We start from the raw sequence: 17,678 nt of genomic DNA, 5'->3' as shown, positions 1-17,678 counted from the left end.
ACGCGGAGCGTCCATTGATGCATTCCCACGCAGAGCGTGGGAACGATCATCTTCTACAGTTTTTCCAGGGCCATGTTCAGCTCCAGCACATTGACCACTGGCGGCCCCACCAGCGGCTGTTCGATGTGTTTATCAAGCAACTGCTGCAACGACGCTACCGGCAGATTACGAGCGGCCGCGACACGCGCCAGTTGATAGGCAATTGCCGCCGGTGGCAAGTGTGGATCGAGGCCGCTGCCCGAAGTTGTCAGCAGCGCCAGCGGCACCGGACCTTGCCCCGGAACCTGCAATTTATTGGCATCGTCGATCACCCGCGTGGCGAGTGCCGGATTGCTCGGCGCGAGGTTGCTCGCGCTGCTGGAAACAGTGGCAAACGCACCGGCGGAGGGACGCGGATGGAACCACGCATCGCCGACAAAATCCTGGCCGATCAGCGATGAGCCACGCACTTTGCCATCGGCATCGTGAACCAGACTGCCGTTGGCTTGAGCGGGGAAAGCGATTTGCGCGACACCGGTCACCACCAGTGGATAGGCAACGCCGGTGACCAGGGTCATCAGTACCAGCAGGCTGAGGGCGGGACGTATCATTGTGGACATTTCAAGATCCTCGAATTCGTTGGGCAAAATTTTGTGGGGTGTCAGGGGCATCGTTTCCCCCTCACCCCAGCCCTCTCCCCAAGGGGGCGAGGGGGAAAGGGAGCCGATTTTCGTGCTCTTGGAGATCTGAGTTCGACTCGATAGCTCAGGTCGGTGCAGCTCTCACAAACCACTCGGTCAGTCCCCTCTCCCTCCGGGAGAGGGTTAGGGTGAGGGAGCCGATCTCTATGCTTTTCAAAACCTGAGTTCGGCTCGGTATCTCAAGTCGGTGCAGCTCTCACAAACCCCTCGGTCAGTCCCCTCTCCCTCTGGGAGAGGGTTAGGGTGAGGGGCTCTTCAAGAATCAAACCAAATGCAACGCCGTGAGCAACATGTCGATCGCCTTGATCCCCACGAACGGCACCAGAATCCCGCCCACCCCGTAGATCAACAGATTGCGTCGCAACAACGCCGCCGCACTCGCCGCCTGCACGCGCACACCGCGCAAGGCCAGCGGAATCAGCACAACAATGATCAACGCGTTAAAGACGATGGCCGAGAGAATCGCGCTCTGCGGACTGCTCAGGTGCATGATGTTCAGCACCCCGAGTTGCGGGTAGATCGAGGCAAACAGCGCCGGCAGGATCGCGAAGTATTTGGCCACGTCGTTGGCGATGGAAAACGTCGTCAACGCACCGCGCGTCACCAGCAATTCCTTGCCGATCTGCACCACGTCCAACAGCTTGGTCGGGTCGCTGTCGAGATCGACCATGTTCGCTGCTTCGCGCGCCGCTTGTGTACCGTCGTTCATCGCCATACCGACGTCAGCCTGGGCCAGTGCCGGAGCATCGTTGGCGCCATCGCCGCACATGGCGACCAGACGCCCGTCGTTTTGCTCATGACGAATGCGCGCGAGTTTTTTCTCTGGAGTCGCCTCAGCGAGAACGTCATCAACGCCTGCTTCGGCAGCAATTGCGGCAGCCGTCAGCGGGTTGTCGCCGGTGACCATCACGGTACGAATTCCCAGTTTGCGCAGTTCGGCAAAACGTTCGCGGATACCCGGTTTGACCACGTCCTTGAGGTGGATCGCGCCGAGCAGTTTGCCGTCAGCACAGACCAGCAACGGGGTGCCGCCGCTCTGCGCGATTTTGTCGATTTCCCGCGACAGCGCCGGAGCCAGATCCGAGCGTTTCTGGCCAAGGAAACTCAGCAGCGAATCCACCGCGCCTTTGCGATACACACGACCTTGATAGTCGACGCCGGACAAGCGGGTTTCTGCACTGAACGGCACGGCAGTCAGGGTTTCCAGCGCTGGTTCAGACTGTGGATGCAGACCGCGCAGGTACTCGACAATGGATTTGCCTTCCGCCGTGTCATCCGCCAGCGAGGCGAACAGCGCGCCTTCCGCCAACTCACGACCGTTCACACCGGGCGCGGCATACACCGCGCTGCACCGACGGTTGCCGAAAGTGATGGTGCCGGTCTTGTCGAGCAGCAGCACATGCACGTCGCCCGCTGCTTCCACGGCGCGGCCGGATTTGGCGATCACGTTGAGGCGCACCAGACGGTCCATGCCGGCAATACCGATGGCCGACAGCAGACCGCCGATGGTGGTCGGAATCAGCGTGACCAGCAGCGCCACCAGAAACACCAGCGGCAGGCTGCCGTTGGCGAAATGGGCGAACGGTTGCAGAGTTACCACCACCAACAGGAAGATCAGGGTCAGGCCGATCAGCAGAATATCCAGCGCCACTTCGTTCGGGGTTTTCTGGCGTTTGGCGCCTTCGACCAGGGCGATCATGCGATCCAGAGTCGACTCACCGGGGTTGACGGTGATCTTCACCAACAACCAGTCGGACACCAGTCGCGTGTTGCCGGTGACAGCCGAACGGTCGCCGCCGGATTCGCGAATCACCGGCGCCGATTCACCGGTGATCGCCGCTTCGTTCACTGCGGCGATGCCTTCGATGACTTCGCCGTCACCGGGGATCATTTCCCCAGCCTCGACGCGCACCACATCACCTTTGCGCAGACTCGCCGCAGGCACGACCTGAAAGCTGCCATTGGCCTGTTTGCGTCGAGCGCTGAGGCCTTCGCTGCCAGCCTTGAGGCTGTCGGCGCGAGCCTTGCCGCGACCTTCGGCCAAGGCCTCGGCGAAGTTGGCGAACAGCACGGTGAACCACAGCCACAGGGCGATTTGTGCGGCGACATTGGTCGGCACATCGGCGTCGGGAATGAAGCACAGCACGGTGGTGAAAATCGCGGTCAGTTCGACCACCAGCATCACCGGCGAACGCTTCAATTGCCGCGGATCGAGCTTGACGAAAGCTTGCACCAGCGCCGGCCGCCAAAGGGCCGAGATCGCGGTTTTCGCTTGTTCCGGCGCCTTGACGGCAGCGGGTTTGATTGCGGGCATATTCATCATTCAGCTCCTAAAAAAGAGAGGCTTAGAAGCCCATGCTCAGGTGTTCGGCAATAGGGCCGAGCGCCAGAGTCGGCAAGAAGGTCAGGCCGCCCACCAGCAAAATGGTCACGGTCAACAGGGTCACGAACAGCGGGCCGTGGGTCGGGAAGCTGTTCTGGCCGATCGGTGCGGTTTTCTTCATCGCCAGGCTGCCGGCCAGTGCCAGCACCGGAAGGATGTAACCGAAGCGACCGATCAACATGCCCAGACCCAGCATCAAGTTGTGGAACGGCGTGTTCGCGCTCAGGCCACCGAACGCCGAACCGTTGTTGGCACTCGCCGAGGTGTAGGCGTAGAGCAACTGGCTGAAACCGTGCGGGCCGGGGTTGCTGATGGTGGCCGCAGCACTGGGAACCGCTGCGGCAATCGCGCCGAGCACCAGCACGCCGACTGGCATCACCAGCAACGTCACCACCAGCAGTTGCACTTCACGCGCCTGAAGTTTCTTGCCGAGGTATTCCGGGGTGCGCCCGATCATCAAACCGGCGAGGAACACCGCAATCAGCACGTTGAGCAACATGCCGTAAAGCCCGGCACCGACGCCGCCGAAGATCACTTCGCCAACCATCATGTTGACCAGCGCGACCATGCCGCTGAGCGGGTTCAGGCTGTCGTGCATGCCGTTGACCGAACCGTTCGACGCCGCTGTGGTGGTCACCGACCAAAGCACGGTGGCGGTGGTGCCGAAACGTGCTTCCTTGCCTTCCAGCGGAGCGGTCTGCTCAACAGCAGCATTGTTCAGGGTTGGATTCGGTTGGTATTCAGCCCACAGCGAGGTCGCGCCGCCGATCAGGAACAGCGCCAGCATGCAGGCGATGATCGCGCGGCTCTGACGCAGGTCTTTGACGTAATGGCCGAAGGTGAACACCAGCGCCACCGGGATCAGAATGATCGAGGTGACTTCGAACAGGTTGCTCCACGCGGTCGGGTTCTCGAACGGATGCGCCGAGTTGACACCGAAGAAGCCGCCACCGTTAGTGCCCAGTTGCTTGATCGCAATCTGACTCGCGGCCGGGCCCAGGGGAATGACTTGATCAACGCCCTGCATCGTCACGGCATTCACGTACTGCGCGAAGGTTTGCGGCACGCCCTGCCAGACCAGATACAGCGCCAGCAGCAGGCACAGCGGCAACAGGCCATAAAGTGTGGCGCGGGTCATGTCGACCCAGAAGTTGCCCAGGGTTTTCGTCGATTTGCGACCGATGCCACGGCACAGCGCAACCAGCACGGCAAGGCCGGTGGCGGCGCTGACGAAGTTCTGCACGGTGAGGCCGACCATCTGGCTCAGGTAGCTGAGTGACGCTTCACCGCTGTAGGACTGCCAGTTGGTGTTGGTCATGAAACTGACCGCGGTGTTGAACGCCTGCGTCCACTCCTGGCCCGGCAGATTCTGCGGGTTCAGCGGCAAGTGATCCTGGAACAACAGAATCGCGAACAGCAGCAGGAAACCGGCAAGGTTGAACGCCAGCAGCGCCAGCGTGTATTTCTGCCAGCTCTGTTCAACCTCGGGATCGACCCCGGCGATGCGGTAGCAACCGCGCTCAACCGGACCGAGAATCGGCGTCAGCCAGGTGCGCTGACCTTCCATCACTTTGTAGTAGAAGCGCCCGAGCAGCGGCGCTGGCAGCAAGACCACCGCGAAAAACGCGAGGATCAGCCAATAGTCATAACTGTGCATAGCCGCTCCTAGTTCCGATCCGCGCGCAACAGCGCAACCAACAGATAAATGAACAGCCCCACTGCCAACAGCAGTGACACCCCGTCCAGAACGCTCATGGAAGATCTCCGTGTTACGGCGTATTGCCGCGTGTGGGGTGATTGTCGGAAAGGAGGCTGTAAAGGAACGAGACCGAGGGTGCTGACTGTGCATAAAGAAAGCGTAAAGAGTGGGTTTATGCGGGCTTTACGGCGGTATGTGCACCTGCCTCATCGCTGGCAAGCCAGCTCCCACAGGTTTCTGGATGTACGCAATATTTGTGAACGACTGAGATCACTGTGGGAGCGGGCTTGCCCGCGATGACGGCGGCCCTATCGGCAGCGCACCTAGATGGCGCACGGATTCGTTAGCGCTGTGACTTGAGCATCCCCGATACGACAGCTTTCAACTCATTACGACTTGTTTCAGCGCAATGGCACGCCCACTGCACACGCCCTCCTCCGAGCTTTCCAAACCGTTCAGGGAGCAAGCGCATGAACACACAACTCAAACCCACGCTGGGCACGTTGCACTTGTGGGGCATTGCCGTCGGGCTGGTGATTTCCGGGGAGTATTTCGGCTGGAGTTACGGCTGGGGTGTCGCCGGCACACTGGGCTTTCTGGTGACCTCGTTCATGGTCGCGACCATGTACACCTGCTTCATCTTCAGTTTTACCGAGCTGACCACGGCGATTCCCCACGCCGGCGGGCCGTTTGCCTACAGCCGCCGCGCCTTCGGTGAGAAAGGTGGTTTGATTGCCGGGCTGGCGACGTTGATCGAGTTCGTCTTCGCGCCACCGGCCATTGCCTTGGCCATAGGCGCCTACCTGAATGTGCAGTTTCCGGCGCTCGATCCGAAACACGCGGCGGTCGGCGCGTACATCGTGTTCATGGGGTTGAACATTCTCGGCGTGAAGCTGGCGGCGACGTTCGAATTGATCGTCTGCGTGCTGGCCGTCGCCGAATTGCTGGTGTTTATGGGCGTGGTGGCTCCGGCTTTCAGCTTCAGCAACTTTTCCCTCAATGGCTGGGCCGGTTCCGATGTGTTCGGTGCTCCGGCAATTGCCGGGATGTTCGCGGCGATACCATTTGCCATCTGGTTTTTCCTCGCCATCGAAGGTGCAGCGATGGCCGCCGAGGAAGCCAAGGATCCGAAACGCACGATTCCCAAGGCCTACATCAGCGGCATTCTGACTTTGGTTTTACTGGCGATGGGTGTGATGTTCTTCGCCGGCGGCGTCGGGGACTGGCGCACCTTGGCCAACATCAACGACCCACTGCCGCAGGCAATGAAAACCGTGGTCGGCGACAACTCCGGCTGGCTGCACATGTTGGTGTGGATCGGCCTGTTCGGCCTGGTGGCGAGTTTCCACGGGATCATTCTCGGCTACTCCCGACAGTTCTTCGCCCTCGCCCGCGCCGGTTACCTGCCGGTTTCACTGGCGAAACTGTCGCGCTTCCAGACGCCACACCGCGCCATCATTGCCGGCGGCGTCATTGGCATCGCCGCGATCTACAGCGACGGCCTGATCAACCTCGGCGGCATGACCCTCACCGCCGCGATGATCACCATGGCAGTGTTCGGCGCGATCGTGATGTACATCATGAGCATGCTCAGCCTGTTCAAATTGCGCAAAACCGAACCAAACCTGGAGCGCACCTTTCGCGCGCCGTGCTATCCGTTGATCCCGTTGATCGCGCTGGTGCTGGCGGTGGTGTGCCTGATTGCAATGGCGTGGTTCAACGCCCTGATCGGGCTGATTTTCCTCGGCTTCATGGCCGTGGGTTTCGCCTACTTCCTGCTCACCGGCCAGTTGCGCGCCAACGCACCAGCCGACGCCATGCTCACGGGCCAGTAACCCCTCATGTAGGAGCTGCCGAAGGCTGCGATCTTTTGATCTTGTGTTAAAAAAACAAAGTCAACAGATCGCCGCCTGCGGCAGCTCCTACAGGGAATTAAGGTGCAGCAGGGATATCGGGCCTAGAATGGAACCACTGCGAAGTCGCTTCGCTCAAAAGTGGTAAGCAGCATCGCACGACGAAATCCTCGTCGGTCGATCTGCCATTAAGGAGAGCCGTTATGCCCTGGTATGCCTGGTTGATTCTGGTCGTTGCAATCGGCTCGATCGTTGGCGGTCTGATGATGTTGCGAGACACCGCCAACAAGGTCGAACTGACCGATGAAGAACGCAAACGCATCGCTGAGCGCAATGCCGAAGCGGATGCCAAAGAAGCGCAAGACCGCTGAAACAAACCCCGCCCAATCGGCGGGGTTTGTGTTTTTCGACGCTTTGGACTTATCTGCATGCTTTTTAGAAGTAGAAGTACAGTCACCATTTAATTTTCCGTGGTTAAGATGGTGGCCTTGTTGCAGAGAGAGTTTCAGATGCGTTACTCGCAGGACCATAAAGCCCAGACTCATCAGCGCATCATCAAGGAGGCTTCGGCACGATTTCGCAAGGACGGAATTGGCGCCACTGGCCTGCAACCCTTGATGAAAGCGCTAGGTCTGACCCATGGCGGCTTCTATTCGCACTTCAAGTCCAAGGACGAGTTGGTGGAGAAGGCCCTGCAGGAAGCAGGGGAACAACTTGATGCACACTGCGCGATGTTGTTTTCCGAAGCGCTGCCACTGCAAGCCTTCATCGACAGTTACCTGTCCGAATGGCACTACACCTCACCTCATGAAGGGTGTCCGCTGCCCACCATGTCTTCAGAGCTCGGCTTGCGCGGCCAGCCAAGCCCGACCACCGACGGCGTGCTCAACGCCCGACTGGAACAAGTGCAAAACGCTCTGGGTGGCGAGAGCGCCGCCGATCGCAGCATCGTCATCATGGCCACCTTGGTCGGCGCGCTGGTGCTCGCGCGCAGTGTCGAGAACCCGCAATTGGCCCAGCGGATTCTCGACGTCACACGCGCTCATCTGAAACAGGATCAGGACTGATCCGACCAACGCTTGAACAACACGCTGGCGTTCACCCCGCCGAAACCGAAGCCGTTGGACAGTGCGTATTCAATCGGCATCGACCTTGCCTGGCCATGGACAATGTCCACGCCCTCGGTAGCCGGATCCGGGTTGTCGAAGTTCAGCGTCGGCGGCACCACTTGATCGCGAATCGCCAACAACGTGAAAATCGCCTCCAGCCCGCCGGCAGCACCGAGCAAATGCCCGGTGGCTGACTTGGTCGAAGTGACGGCTATTTTATTGTCCTGACCAAACACACTCTTGATCGCTGCCAACTCACCCAGATCACCCACCGGCGTGGAGGTCGCGTGAGCGTTGAGGTGTTGTACCTGATCCGGGTTTATTCCGGCCTGAGTCAATGCCAACGCCATCGCCCGGCGCGCACCGCTGCCGTCTTCCGGCCCGGCGGTCAGATGATAGGCGTCAGCGCTGGTGCCATACCCGACGAGTTCAGCCAGAGGCCGAGCGCCCCGGGCCAAGGCATGTTCCAGTGATTCGATGACCAACAGGCCGGCGCCCTCGCCCATGACAAAACCGTCGCGCCCGCTATCAAAGGGGCGTGAAGCACGTTCGGGGGTGTCGTTGTAGCCGCTGGACAGCGCCCGTGCGGCAGCGAACCCGGCGAGGCTGACCCGATCAATCGCCGCTTCTGCCCCGCCGCACACAGCAATATCCGCTTCGCCGGCGCGAATCAGCCGTGCCGCATCGCCAATCGCCTGAACCCCGGCGGCACATGCCGTCACGGGTGCGCCCAAGGGACCTTTCAAACCGTGCTGGATCGACACATGCCCGGCCGCCAGATTGACCAGAAACGACGGAATCGTGAACGGAGACAAACGTCGTGGACCGCGACTGTCGGTGGTGCGCACGGCGTCGGCAATTGCGCCGAAGCCGCCGACTCCGGAGCCGATAATCGTTGCAGTGCGTTCCTGCTCACCGGCTTGCGAGGGATGCCAGCCTGCCTGCTCCAGCGCCTGCCGTGCCGCCTCCATGGCGAACAGAATGAAACGATCCATCTTTTTCTGTTCTTTGGGTGGCGTGGCGCGATCCGGATCGAAACCCGCCTCGGCATCCTCTTCCAGGCTCAGCACCCTGCCCCCAATGCGCGTCGACAGATCAGCGACCACTGCCTGCGGCAAATGACGCAAACCTGAGTTCCCCGCCAACAAGCGTTGCCAGACCACTTCGACATCACTGCCCAAGGGTGAAACCAGGCCCATCCCCGTGACGACTACTCGACGCTGATCCATACCGTGGTGTCCTCTGATCAATGGATTGGCCTTACTTGTAGCGTTGGGCTGCCGAACTATGCGAAAGGTTCGGGGCCAAGACATGGCGCGCAGCGACGAATGCTTGCCAATCAGCGGCATCGGGCAGTGACGGAATGGTGATCAACTCGCCCTGATCCAGGCCGATCAGCGCTGCATCAACCATCTCACCGGCTTCCATGACCATTTCCGCCGGAATACCACTGGCGTCGATTCCGGAGCGCTCCCAGATTTCAGTGCGGGTAACCCCCGGCAATACAGCCTGGACTTGAACCCCGGTGCCCTCAAGCTCGGCGTTCAGCGATTGGGTGAGACTCAGCACGTAGGCCTTGCTGGCACTGTAAGTGGCGTTAAAGCGTTCCGGAAACAGCGCTACCACCGAGGCGATGTTAATGATTGTACCGCGCCCGGCCTTGGCGAAAGCGGCGGCAGCGGCAGAAGCCAGACGCGTGACTGCGGTGATATTCAACTGGATCAAGCGCTCCAGTTGATCCAGATCGGCGTTGGCCAACAGACCGTCGGCGGCAACTCCGGCGTTGTTCAGCAACAGGCTGATACTCGAATCACTGCGCAGACGCTGTTCGACCTTGAGCACATCGTCCTTTTGCGTCAGATCCGCTTTAAGCACCTCGACCTGCATACCATGGGCTTCGCGCAATTGGCTTGCAGCCTTCTCCAGACGCTCCTGATCACGCGCCACCAACAGCAGATCAAAACCACGTGCGGCCAGACGCTCGGCGTAGATCGCACCGATACCGGACGATGCGCCAGTCACCAGAGCCGTGCCTTGGGATTTTGCGGAATTCATGCCAGTACTCCTGAAAATGCTCGAAATGAGAAAGCCGCACAGGACATGACAATCCGTGCCGACAATTTATTATAGGCATAATCTAAAGCCGATATGATAGTCGTAATTTTTTATCGTCCGACGAACGTCTTCACGCCCATTACGACTTGCATCAAACAGCTGCAACAAAAAAGGCCGGTCAATGACCGGCCTCATGGCGTGGAAAAATCAGCTTAGTTCACTTCCAGCTTTTCACGATTGCGATCAAGGATCGCCTTGCCAATCCCCTTCACTTCCAGCAATTCATCCACGGATGCGAACGGCCCGTTTGTTTCTCGATATGCAACAATCGCTTTCGCCTTGGCTTCACCGACCCCGGACAGCTCTTTCTGCAACATTGCCGCGTCGGCGTCGTTGAGATCGATTTTTGCGACTTGGGAAGTGGCGGCCAAGTCAGTCACCAGAGGCGCCTTCGGCAACTCCGGCGTCGTAGCAGGCGCTGCAATCGCCGTTATCGAGGCGCTGGTGAGCAAGGCAAAAATCAACGAGTAGAAATAACCGGTACGCATAAGTGACGCTCCATCATCATTTGAGAAAGCAGCTTTTCCGAAGCTGCTCTCCAAACGTAGGTCATGAGGGGCACATGTCAAAAATTCGAGCGTTACAGGATGTGAAACAATCAGGGCTCGAGACGGCGTTGCTGATAGATCCAGTCAACGATTTCGCCATCGGGGGTGTAGCCGCTGACAGTTTCGCGCAGCAATTGGCGTACGCGCGAATAGTCATCCCGCTCGACAGCAGCGAGCAATTCGCTCAATCGGACCTTCAAGACATCCCAGGGCAGGTGATCTTCATTGGCGGTCATGATCATCGGGTGTGGCGTCGCAGCGACGTTGTCGCCGATCAGCAGCTCCTCGTAGAGCTTCTCGCCAGGGCGCAATCCGGTGAACTCGATGGAAATGTCACCCTGCGGATTGCGCTCGGAGCGAATGCTCAAACCGGACAGATGAATCATTTTCTCCGCCAGTTCGACGATTTTTACCGGCTCGCCCATGTCGAGGACGAACACATCACCGCCCTGCCCCATGGACCCCGCCTGAATAACCAGCTGCGCGGCTTCGGGAATGGTCATGAAATAGCGTGTGATTTTCGGATGGGTGACCGTCAGCGGGCCACCGGACTTGATCTGGCGGTGAAACAACGGAATGACCGAGCCTGACGAGCCCAGCACATTGCCGAACCGCACCATGGTGAAACGGGTTTTGTTGACGCGTGAGACATTGACCTTGTCACCGAACATCACAGGGGCGACCTCACGGCTGAGCGCCTGAAGGGTCAGCTCGGCCAAGCGTTTGGTACTGCCCATGATGTTGGTCGGGCGAACCGCCTTATCCGTCGAAATCAAGACGAAATTGGACACGCCGGACTGCAAGGCAGCCTGAGCAGTGTTGAGTGTTCCGATTACGTTATTGAGCACACCTTCGGCAATATTGTGCTCGACCATCGGCACATGTTTATAGGCCGCAGCGTGATAAACGGTATCGACCTGCCAGGTTTTCATCACATCCAGGAGCTTTTCCTGATGGCGAATGGACCCCAGAATCGGCAACAACCGCACTGGCACCGACTCACGGCTGCCGCGTTGTTCCAGCTCGGACAAAATACTGTAGAGATTGAATTCACTGTGTTCGAACAGAATCAGCGTGGTCGGGCCCAAGGCAAAAATCTGCCGACACAATTCCGAGCCGATGGAGCCGCCAGCCCCTGTGACCATGACGACCTTGCCTTTGATGCAATGCGCCAGCAGATCAGGTTGCGCCGGCACGGCATCGCGCCCCAGCAAATCGGCAATATCGACTTCCTGAATGTCTTCAACCCTGACGCGGCCGCTGGCCAGATCAGTGAAGTTCGGAACACTGCGTACGTGGAGCGGGAAGCCTTCCAGCAGATTCAGAATCTCGCGGCGACGCGCGCGGGTCGATGACGGCAGCGCCAGAAGAATCTCCTGCGCACCGGTCACATCGATCATTTGCTGGATGTGTTTGGGTTTGTAAACCTGCAGGCCGGAAATCGAACGGTCAGCGATACTCGCGTCATCATCAATGAACGCGACCGGGCGCATTACCCGCCCCATTCGCAACGCTGCGACGAGCTGATTGCCAGCAACACCCGCGCCGTAAATGGCGACTTTGGTCAGCCCGTCTTCACGGTTGGTGAAGGGTACATGCTGAGCCGCCGTGAACCAGTCGCCCATGAAGTACTGGCGCATGCACAGGCGCAAGCCGCCGATAATGACGAGACTGAGCCACCAATAGTTGAAAATGATCGATCGCGGAACAACCGCTTCATGATTGCTGTACCAATAGACCACCAGCGCCAGGATCAGCGAAGAGAGACTGACAGCTTTGACAATCGCAATCAGCGCATCGTTGCCGAAGTAGCGCATGACGGCACGGTACATGCCGAAACGAATAAACAGAGGAATAGCGATAATTGGAGCGCTGACAAACAGCCAGAAATGCGCCCTCAGCGGGTTATACATATCGTCGATGCCGAGTCGGACGATAAAGGCGAGCCAGAGCGAGCCCCAGACCAGAAAAACATCTGTGGCTACTTGAATCAGTCGTTTCTGCCTGCGTGGCAAGCCCAGCAAAAAGGCGCGTAATTTATCCATAAACCTCAACCGACCCGGCGCGTTAACCCGCTATTTCCGCGACCATTGTACGGAATAATCCGAAACCGTACTGAATTTGTCCATCTGTCACCGAGCAACGGTTTTGACTTCAAGCTCTCCAGCGTGGAACTTCACCGCCAAAAGTACTAACGGGGTGTAAGCGACAGCAACCCCCAGCAAGCCATCCAACCCGAGCACGACGACACAATATGCCACCGGAAACAACCAGAGCAGGTTGATCACGCCCGCGGCCACGGTCACCGGCAAATGTCGCCCATACTGGCGTGACGCATATTGATAGGCATGGCTTCGATGAGCCTCATAAACCTTGTCGCCTCGCAGTAAGCGCCGGAGCAGGGTAAACGTGGCATCAACGATAAATATCCCCAGTAAAATCAACCAGGCCCAAAGATAACGAGGATCGACAGACGCTGCCTGAAGTGACAAAGCCCCCAGGACGATCCCGAGGAACCCGCTACCGGCATCCCCCATGAAGATCTTCGCCGGAGGAAAATTCCACAACAGAAAGCCAAACACCGACAATGCCAGCAACGACGTCCCCCAAGCCAGACTCGCATGACCACTGCCCCAGTAAAGCAAGCCCACGCCCGCACAGACGCTAATCGCTTCCACACTGGCAATGCCGTCGATGCCATCCATGAAGTTGTACAAGTTCAGTAACCAGACCAAGTAAAACAGCGCGAGGAAATGACCTATCCAACTGAGGTTGAAGGTGGCCCCTAACACCTGCACAGGCGCGAGTCCTCCCGTCCAGGCGAGCACCCAGCCGGCGGCAATGAAATGCCCGAGCAAACGCCACCGAGCAGCAATATGGCCATGGTCATCCATGAATCCGATCAAGGCGATCAACAGACCGGCCCCTGCAGCTGCGGTGAAAAACCCGGTATCGATAACGCCCCCCAGCCACATGCCCAAAAGCGACAACACGAATGTGATGACAATCGAAACACCGCCGCCTCGTGGTGTCGGCACCGTGTGGGAACTGCGATCATTCGGCACATCGAGCATGCTGCGAGACAAGGCATATCGGCGCAATGCCGCCGTCAAGGCAAAAGAAAGGCCACAGGCCGCAGGCATGAGCCACCAGAATGTCATTGAGCGCATCACTCCGAAACGTAAAGGGTCATGGGCAACTCCCCGGACCACAAAGGAATTAAAACGGCAAAGAGTACACCATGCACGCCGGCCGGATCCCGCGAAATCACCGCAGCGTGGTACTGCAATGCTTTTTTTAAAAGCGCGGAAAGCAAATTGCCATGCACGAAAAAGGTGACGCAACCCACTGTGCAGATTAAGATTGCGGGCTTTTTTCGAATTTATGGACGCCGGCTGGCTGCAGGCGTCTGGAGGACTTTAAATGGTATTTTTCCCGGTATTTCTTTCGGTTGTTTTTATAGTACGCAATCAATCCAACCATATTGGAAGTATCTTGGCAGATGCCGTCGAACGAATGTCCACCCTGGTCAGCGATTATGAGCTGATTGTTGTTGATAACGCGTCTGACGATAACAGCATATCCATACTCAAAAGTCTGACAGCGGAAAATGGACTTCCCAACTTGCAAGTTTATGCCTTGACCAAAGAAGTTGACGCAGACACCGCGGCCTGGGCAGGTCTGGAAAACGCTTTGGGTGACTTTGTCGTCGTGATCGATCCCTTGGTTGACGACATCGCTTTTTTGCCTGAAATGCTCGACAAAGCCGTCAGTGGTGCTGACGTGGTTTTCGCCAATAACAAGCAGAAACCTGCGCAGAGTCTCGCCTACGAAACCGCTTATGCCATTTTCAACAAGGCCTACAAGTCGTTCAATGGCATCCACCTGTCGACGGAAGCACCGCAATATCGATTGCTTAGCAAACGAGTGATCAACTTCATCCTCCAGCACCCGCAGCCTGCAGTCACCTATCGACATCTTCCGGCAACGGGCGGATTCGCGCGCGACAACCTCAGCTATAGTTCAACACCTCGCGTGACTGAAAAAAAACGCCTGCGCGAAAGTATCGATCGCGGCATGTTGCTGCTTGTCTCCACCACTCGGGCCCCCATGCGCCTCGTCACGTCACTGTCGATGTTTGGCGCGGTGGCTAACTTGGTGTATTCGTTCTACGTGGTCGCCAGCGGACTGTTGAAAACAGACATTGCCCCTGGCTGGATCAGCCTCTCCCTGCAGCAGTCAGGTATGTTTTTTCTGATCTCGCTGGTTCTGATGGTTCTGGGGGAGTACATCCTGCACATGACCAGCCTGTCGAATGAAGGCCCGCTTTATCATATCGCCCAAGAGTTCACCAGCGCCCGGATAACTCGTCGGGAAAAGCTGAACATCGAGGAAGTGGCCTCCGCAGAAAAGACGGCTTCGCCTTCTGTGTCGGGTCGGACTGCCTGATGTCGACGACCAATGCGCAGGATGCCGTCGTAATTGGCGGAGGGTTTTACGGCGCAGCGATTGCGGTCTACCTCGCCAAACAGCGAGGCATGAAGCAAGTCATTCTGATTGAACGTGAATCTTCACTGCTTTCCCGCGCCTCCTATAACAACCAGGCCCGCGTCCATAACGGCTATCACTACCCTCGCAGCTATACGACAGCCTATCGCAGCCGGATCAACCTGCCGAAATTTGTCCTGGACTGGCCAGAGGCCGTGAAACAGGATTTCACCAAACTTTATGCGATTGCCCGGCGTAACTCGAAAGTTACCGCGAATCAATTTGAGCGCTTCTACCGAGAGATCGGTGCAAAAATAGAATTAGCAAGCCCCGCGCTTCGAGCACTGTTTGAACCGCGCCTGATTGAAGAAGTATTTCTGGTTGAAGAGTATGCTTTCGACTCGACCAAGCTCGCGCAGTGGGCACTTCGCGAACTACAGGAGAGCGCCGTCAACGTTCGCCTGCAAACCCAGGCAATCGACATCTTCCAAGGCGCCAACCAGACGCTGAACGTCATTCTGGCGCGCCACGACAGAGAAAAAGAATTGATCAACAGCCGGTACGTGTTCAATTGCACTTACAGCGGCTTGAATCAGTTCGGCGGAGACTTTCCCGGCACCCGCACAGGATTGAAACAGGAAATTACCGAAATGGCATTGATGCAGATGCCACCGACACTGAATGACTTGGGCATTACTGTGATGGACGGGCCATTCTTTTCAATCATGCCCTTCCCGGCGCGTAATTTACACACCGTATCGCACGTGCGTTATACCCCGCACATGCACTGGACGGACGAACCCGGGACCAATCCTTATCAGAAGCTGGATAGATACCCGCGAGATACCCGCGTCGATCGCATGATTCGTGACATTGGGCGCTACTTGCCATCCGTACTTGACTCCAAATACGCAGACTCCTTGTTTGAAGTCAAAACCATTCTTACCAAGAACGAAGGGGACGACGGCAGGCCGATTCTGTTTGAAAAACACGAATCACTGCCAGGTTGCTACTCCATCCTTGGCGGCAAGATTGACAATATTTATGACGTACTGGAAAAGCTTGAAACAGAAGACCTTTCCCGTTCGGACGAAACTCTTTCAGAGCATTCAAAATGAATACACCGATTGAAATCACTATTCCAGTTCTGAATGAAGAAGGCACGCTCGCCGAACAAGTCAGAAAGACCTGTGAATACATCAGCAACAACCTGAGTGATCTGGGGCCCATCCGCATCGTGCTGGCTGACAATGGCTCGACTGACAGAACGCAGGAAATTGCCCTCGAACTGGAAAAGACCCTCTCTGGCGTCAAGTATCTTCGCCTGGAACAACGAGGTGTCGGCCGCGCCCTCAAGGCATCCTGGTCTCAATCAACTGCGGACATCGTCGGCTATATGGACCTTGACCTGGCGACAGACTTGCGCCACTTGCGGCCCGCACTCGAAGCATTGAAAACCAATAAAGCCGATATCGTCACAGGCTCCCGCCTGGCAAAAGGTGCCAAGGTCATCGGTAGAAAACCGCTGCGCAATGTCACCAGTTTCGGTTTCAACCTGATCGTCAAGACTGTATTCGGCACCTCATTCAGTGACGGCATGTGCGGGTTCAAATTTCTCCAACGCAGCACTCTTGATTCGCTGATGAAAACCGGCGCACAGAGTGATGGCTGGTTTTTTGCCACCGAAGTACTGATCACCGGTGAACACTTGAAGTATCGAGTGCTGGACATTCCGGTGACCTGGACTGACGACCCAAACTCGAAGGTCAAAGTAATAAAATTGACGATCGAATACCTCAAGGCAATATTTGCCTTGCGCCAACGCCTTAACAGCGACAAGCAAAAGCCATGAACATGCCGAACTTCACCCCGGACAACAAGCAGCTTGTTCTAGGCACAGCCCTTTGGGGTTGGGGGATAGACCGCAGCGAAGCCTACGCTCTGCTGGAGTACTTCCTGGCGCAGGGTGGCCAATTCGTCGACACCGCCACCAACTACCCAATTAACAAGCAAGCTGCGGATTTCGGGTTAGCAGTTCACTGGATTGCAGACTGGGTCAAATCCAATCGGGAATCGAATCTGAAGTTGATCGTCAAGATCGGCTCCAGAGACAACATGGGCTCGCCCGACATAAAACTGTCCACCGATGATATTGAGCACGCAGTCCGCTCTTTGCAGGAACAGTTCGCAGACACGCTGTCCTGTATTTCAGTTCACTGGGACAACCGATCGGATGAAGCCCGCGACAGCATCGCGCAGACCGTCCAGACCCTGTCACGATTAAATCAAACAGGATTGGCTATCGGTCTTTCAGGCATCAAATACCCGGAACTGTATTTCAAGGCCGAACCGACACTGGCACAGAAATGGATAATTCAGGTTAAAGAAAACATCATGACCCAAAAGGCCCGGGAGGCCTACCAGACTTGGTTCCCCAACGCCAAATATCTTGCTTACGGCATAAATCTTGGCGGCTTGAAGAGCGAAGCGCCGAAAACCGGCAGCTCGATAGCGTTACGCAACATCAATATCTCTGAGTTGTTCACTGAAAAACTTGTGGAGTTTATTAATTCACCACATGAATTCAATCCAAGACCCACGACACTCAACGAACTTGCTCTCGCCGCGTCCTATGTCAACCCGGTTCTCTCCGGCATTGTCATCGGCCCAAGAAACCTGGAACAGCTAAAGGGCACGCTCGCCTACTGGGCATTACTGGAAGCTCACGCTGACAAACCCACAGGGCTGAAGGTATTCGATCAATTAACCAAAGACCTGCCTTCGGCATAGGATATCGCGTAAA

General features: G+C 57.2%; 16 protein-coding genes. 7 read left to right on the top strand and 9 right to left on the bottom strand.

Annotation, left to right across the window (positions count from 1 at the left end; genetic code table 11):
• Positions 1-53 precede the first annotated feature (53 nt).
• The 4 genes from kdpC to kdpF all read right to left on the bottom strand — a co-directional run bounded on the left by kdpC (position 54) and on the right by kdpF (position 4,818).
• On the bottom strand, positions 54-599 hold the full coding sequence (gene kdpC / locus EJA70_RS28895) for a potassium-transporting ATPase subunit KdpC (RefSeq protein ID WP_158835832.1): 546 nt from the start codon (positions 597-599) through the stop codon (positions 54-56).
• Positions 600-942: 343 nt separating this feature from the next.
• A complete protein-coding gene (kdpB, locus tag EJA70_RS28890; protein WP_158835829.1) occupies positions 943-3,000 on the bottom strand; it encodes a potassium-transporting ATPase subunit KdpB in 2,058 nt (685 codons plus the stop codon).
• Positions 3,001-3,025: 25 nt separating this feature from the next.
• Entirely contained in the window at positions 3,026-4,720 is a 1,695-nt protein-coding gene (gene kdpA / locus EJA70_RS28885; RefSeq protein ID WP_158835826.1) for a potassium-transporting ATPase subunit KdpA, read from the bottom strand.
• Between the two features lie 8 nt (positions 4,721-4,728).
• Positions 4,729-4,818, bottom strand: coding sequence for a K(+)-transporting ATPase subunit F (kdpF, locus tag EJA70_RS28880; RefSeq protein WP_007899818.1), 90 nt, complete (start codon positions 4,816-4,818; stop codon positions 4,729-4,731).
• Between the two features lie 414 nt (positions 4,819-5,232).
• Here kdpF and eat point away from each other — a divergent pair, with 414 nt between their 5' ends.
• From eat to EJA70_RS28865, 3 genes are all read left to right on the top strand, one after another.
• On the top strand, positions 5,233-6,597 hold the full coding sequence (gene eat, locus EJA70_RS28875) for an ethanolamine permease (protein WP_158835823.1): 1,365 nt from the start codon (positions 5,233-5,235) through the stop codon (positions 6,595-6,597).
• A 221-nt stretch (positions 6,598-6,818) separates the two neighbouring features.
• Complete coding sequence (locus tag EJA70_RS28870; protein WP_008079868.1) at positions 6,819-6,986, top strand: DUF2897 family protein; 168 nt, start codon at positions 6,819-6,821, stop codon at positions 6,984-6,986.
• 138 nt (positions 6,987-7,124) lie between these two features.
• Positions 7,125-7,682 (top strand): TetR/AcrR family transcriptional regulator, encoded by a 558-nt coding sequence (locus EJA70_RS28865; protein ID WP_158835820.1) that lies wholly within the window; start codon positions 7,125-7,127, stop codon positions 7,680-7,682.
• Here EJA70_RS28865 and fabF read toward each other — a convergent pair.
• From fabF to EJA70_RS28840, 5 genes are all read right to left on the bottom strand, one after another.
• Positions 7,673-8,953, bottom strand: a complete 1,281-nt coding sequence (gene fabF / locus EJA70_RS28860; protein ID WP_158835817.1) for a beta-ketoacyl-ACP synthase II — start codon at positions 8,951-8,953, stop codon at positions 7,673-7,675. The genes EJA70_RS28865 and fabF overlap by 10 nt on opposite strands.
• A 31-nt stretch (positions 8,954-8,984) precedes the next feature.
• A complete protein-coding gene (locus EJA70_RS28855) occupies positions 8,985-9,779 on the bottom strand; it encodes an SDR family oxidoreductase (protein ID WP_158835814.1) in 795 nt (264 codons plus the stop codon).
• 212 nt (positions 9,780-9,991) lie between these two features.
• Entirely contained in the window at positions 9,992-10,327 is a 336-nt protein-coding gene (locus EJA70_RS28850) for a helix-hairpin-helix domain-containing protein (RefSeq protein ID WP_158835871.1), read from the bottom strand.
• A gap of 110 nt (positions 10,328-10,437) precedes the next feature.
• Positions 10,438-12,432 (bottom strand): nucleoside-diphosphate sugar epimerase/dehydratase, encoded by a 1,995-nt coding sequence (locus EJA70_RS28845; protein ID WP_158835811.1) that lies wholly within the window; start codon positions 12,430-12,432, stop codon positions 10,438-10,440.
• Positions 12,433-12,519: 87 nt separating this feature from the next.
• Positions 12,520-13,548 (bottom strand): glycosyltransferase family 4 protein, encoded by a 1,029-nt coding sequence (locus EJA70_RS28840; protein WP_158835808.1) that lies wholly within the window; start codon positions 13,546-13,548, stop codon positions 12,520-12,522.
• Positions 13,549-13,810: 262 nt separating this feature from the next.
• Here EJA70_RS28840 and EJA70_RS28835 point away from each other — a divergent pair, with 262 nt between their 5' ends.
• Genes EJA70_RS28835 through EJA70_RS28820 form a run of 4 tightly spaced genes read left to right on the top strand, consistent with a single transcriptional unit; the run spans position 13,811 to position 17,665 of the window.
• Positions 13,811-14,836, top strand: coding sequence for a glycosyltransferase (locus EJA70_RS28835; protein WP_158835805.1), 1,026 nt, complete (start codon positions 13,811-13,813; stop codon positions 14,834-14,836).
• Positions 14,836-15,993 carry an FAD-dependent oxidoreductase gene (locus EJA70_RS28830; protein ID WP_158835802.1) on the top strand — a complete coding sequence of 386 codons (1,158 nt, stop codon included), beginning with the start codon at positions 14,836-14,838 and terminating at the stop codon, positions 15,991-15,993. The genes EJA70_RS28835 and EJA70_RS28830 overlap by 1 nt, the downstream gene beginning before the upstream one ends.
• Complete coding sequence (locus EJA70_RS28825) at positions 15,990-16,727, top strand: glycosyltransferase (RefSeq protein WP_158835799.1); 738 nt, start codon at positions 15,990-15,992, stop codon at positions 16,725-16,727. The genes EJA70_RS28830 and EJA70_RS28825 overlap by 4 nt, the downstream gene beginning before the upstream one ends.
• A complete protein-coding gene (locus EJA70_RS28820) occupies positions 16,724-17,665 on the top strand; it encodes an aldo/keto reductase (protein WP_218574222.1) in 942 nt (313 codons plus the stop codon). Before EJA70_RS28825 ends, EJA70_RS28820 begins: the two co-directional genes overlap by 4 nt.
• Positions 17,666-17,678 lie beyond the last annotated feature (13 nt).

It is taken from the genome of Pseudomonas sp. PB103 (assembly GCF_009764635.1).
In the GTDB taxonomy this organism is placed as follows: Bacteria; Pseudomonadota; Gammaproteobacteria; order Pseudomonadales; family Pseudomonadaceae; genus Aquipseudomonas.
The sequence above is the reverse complement of the archived record's forward strand: the minus strand, read 5'-3'. Positions and strand labels throughout refer to the sequence as shown.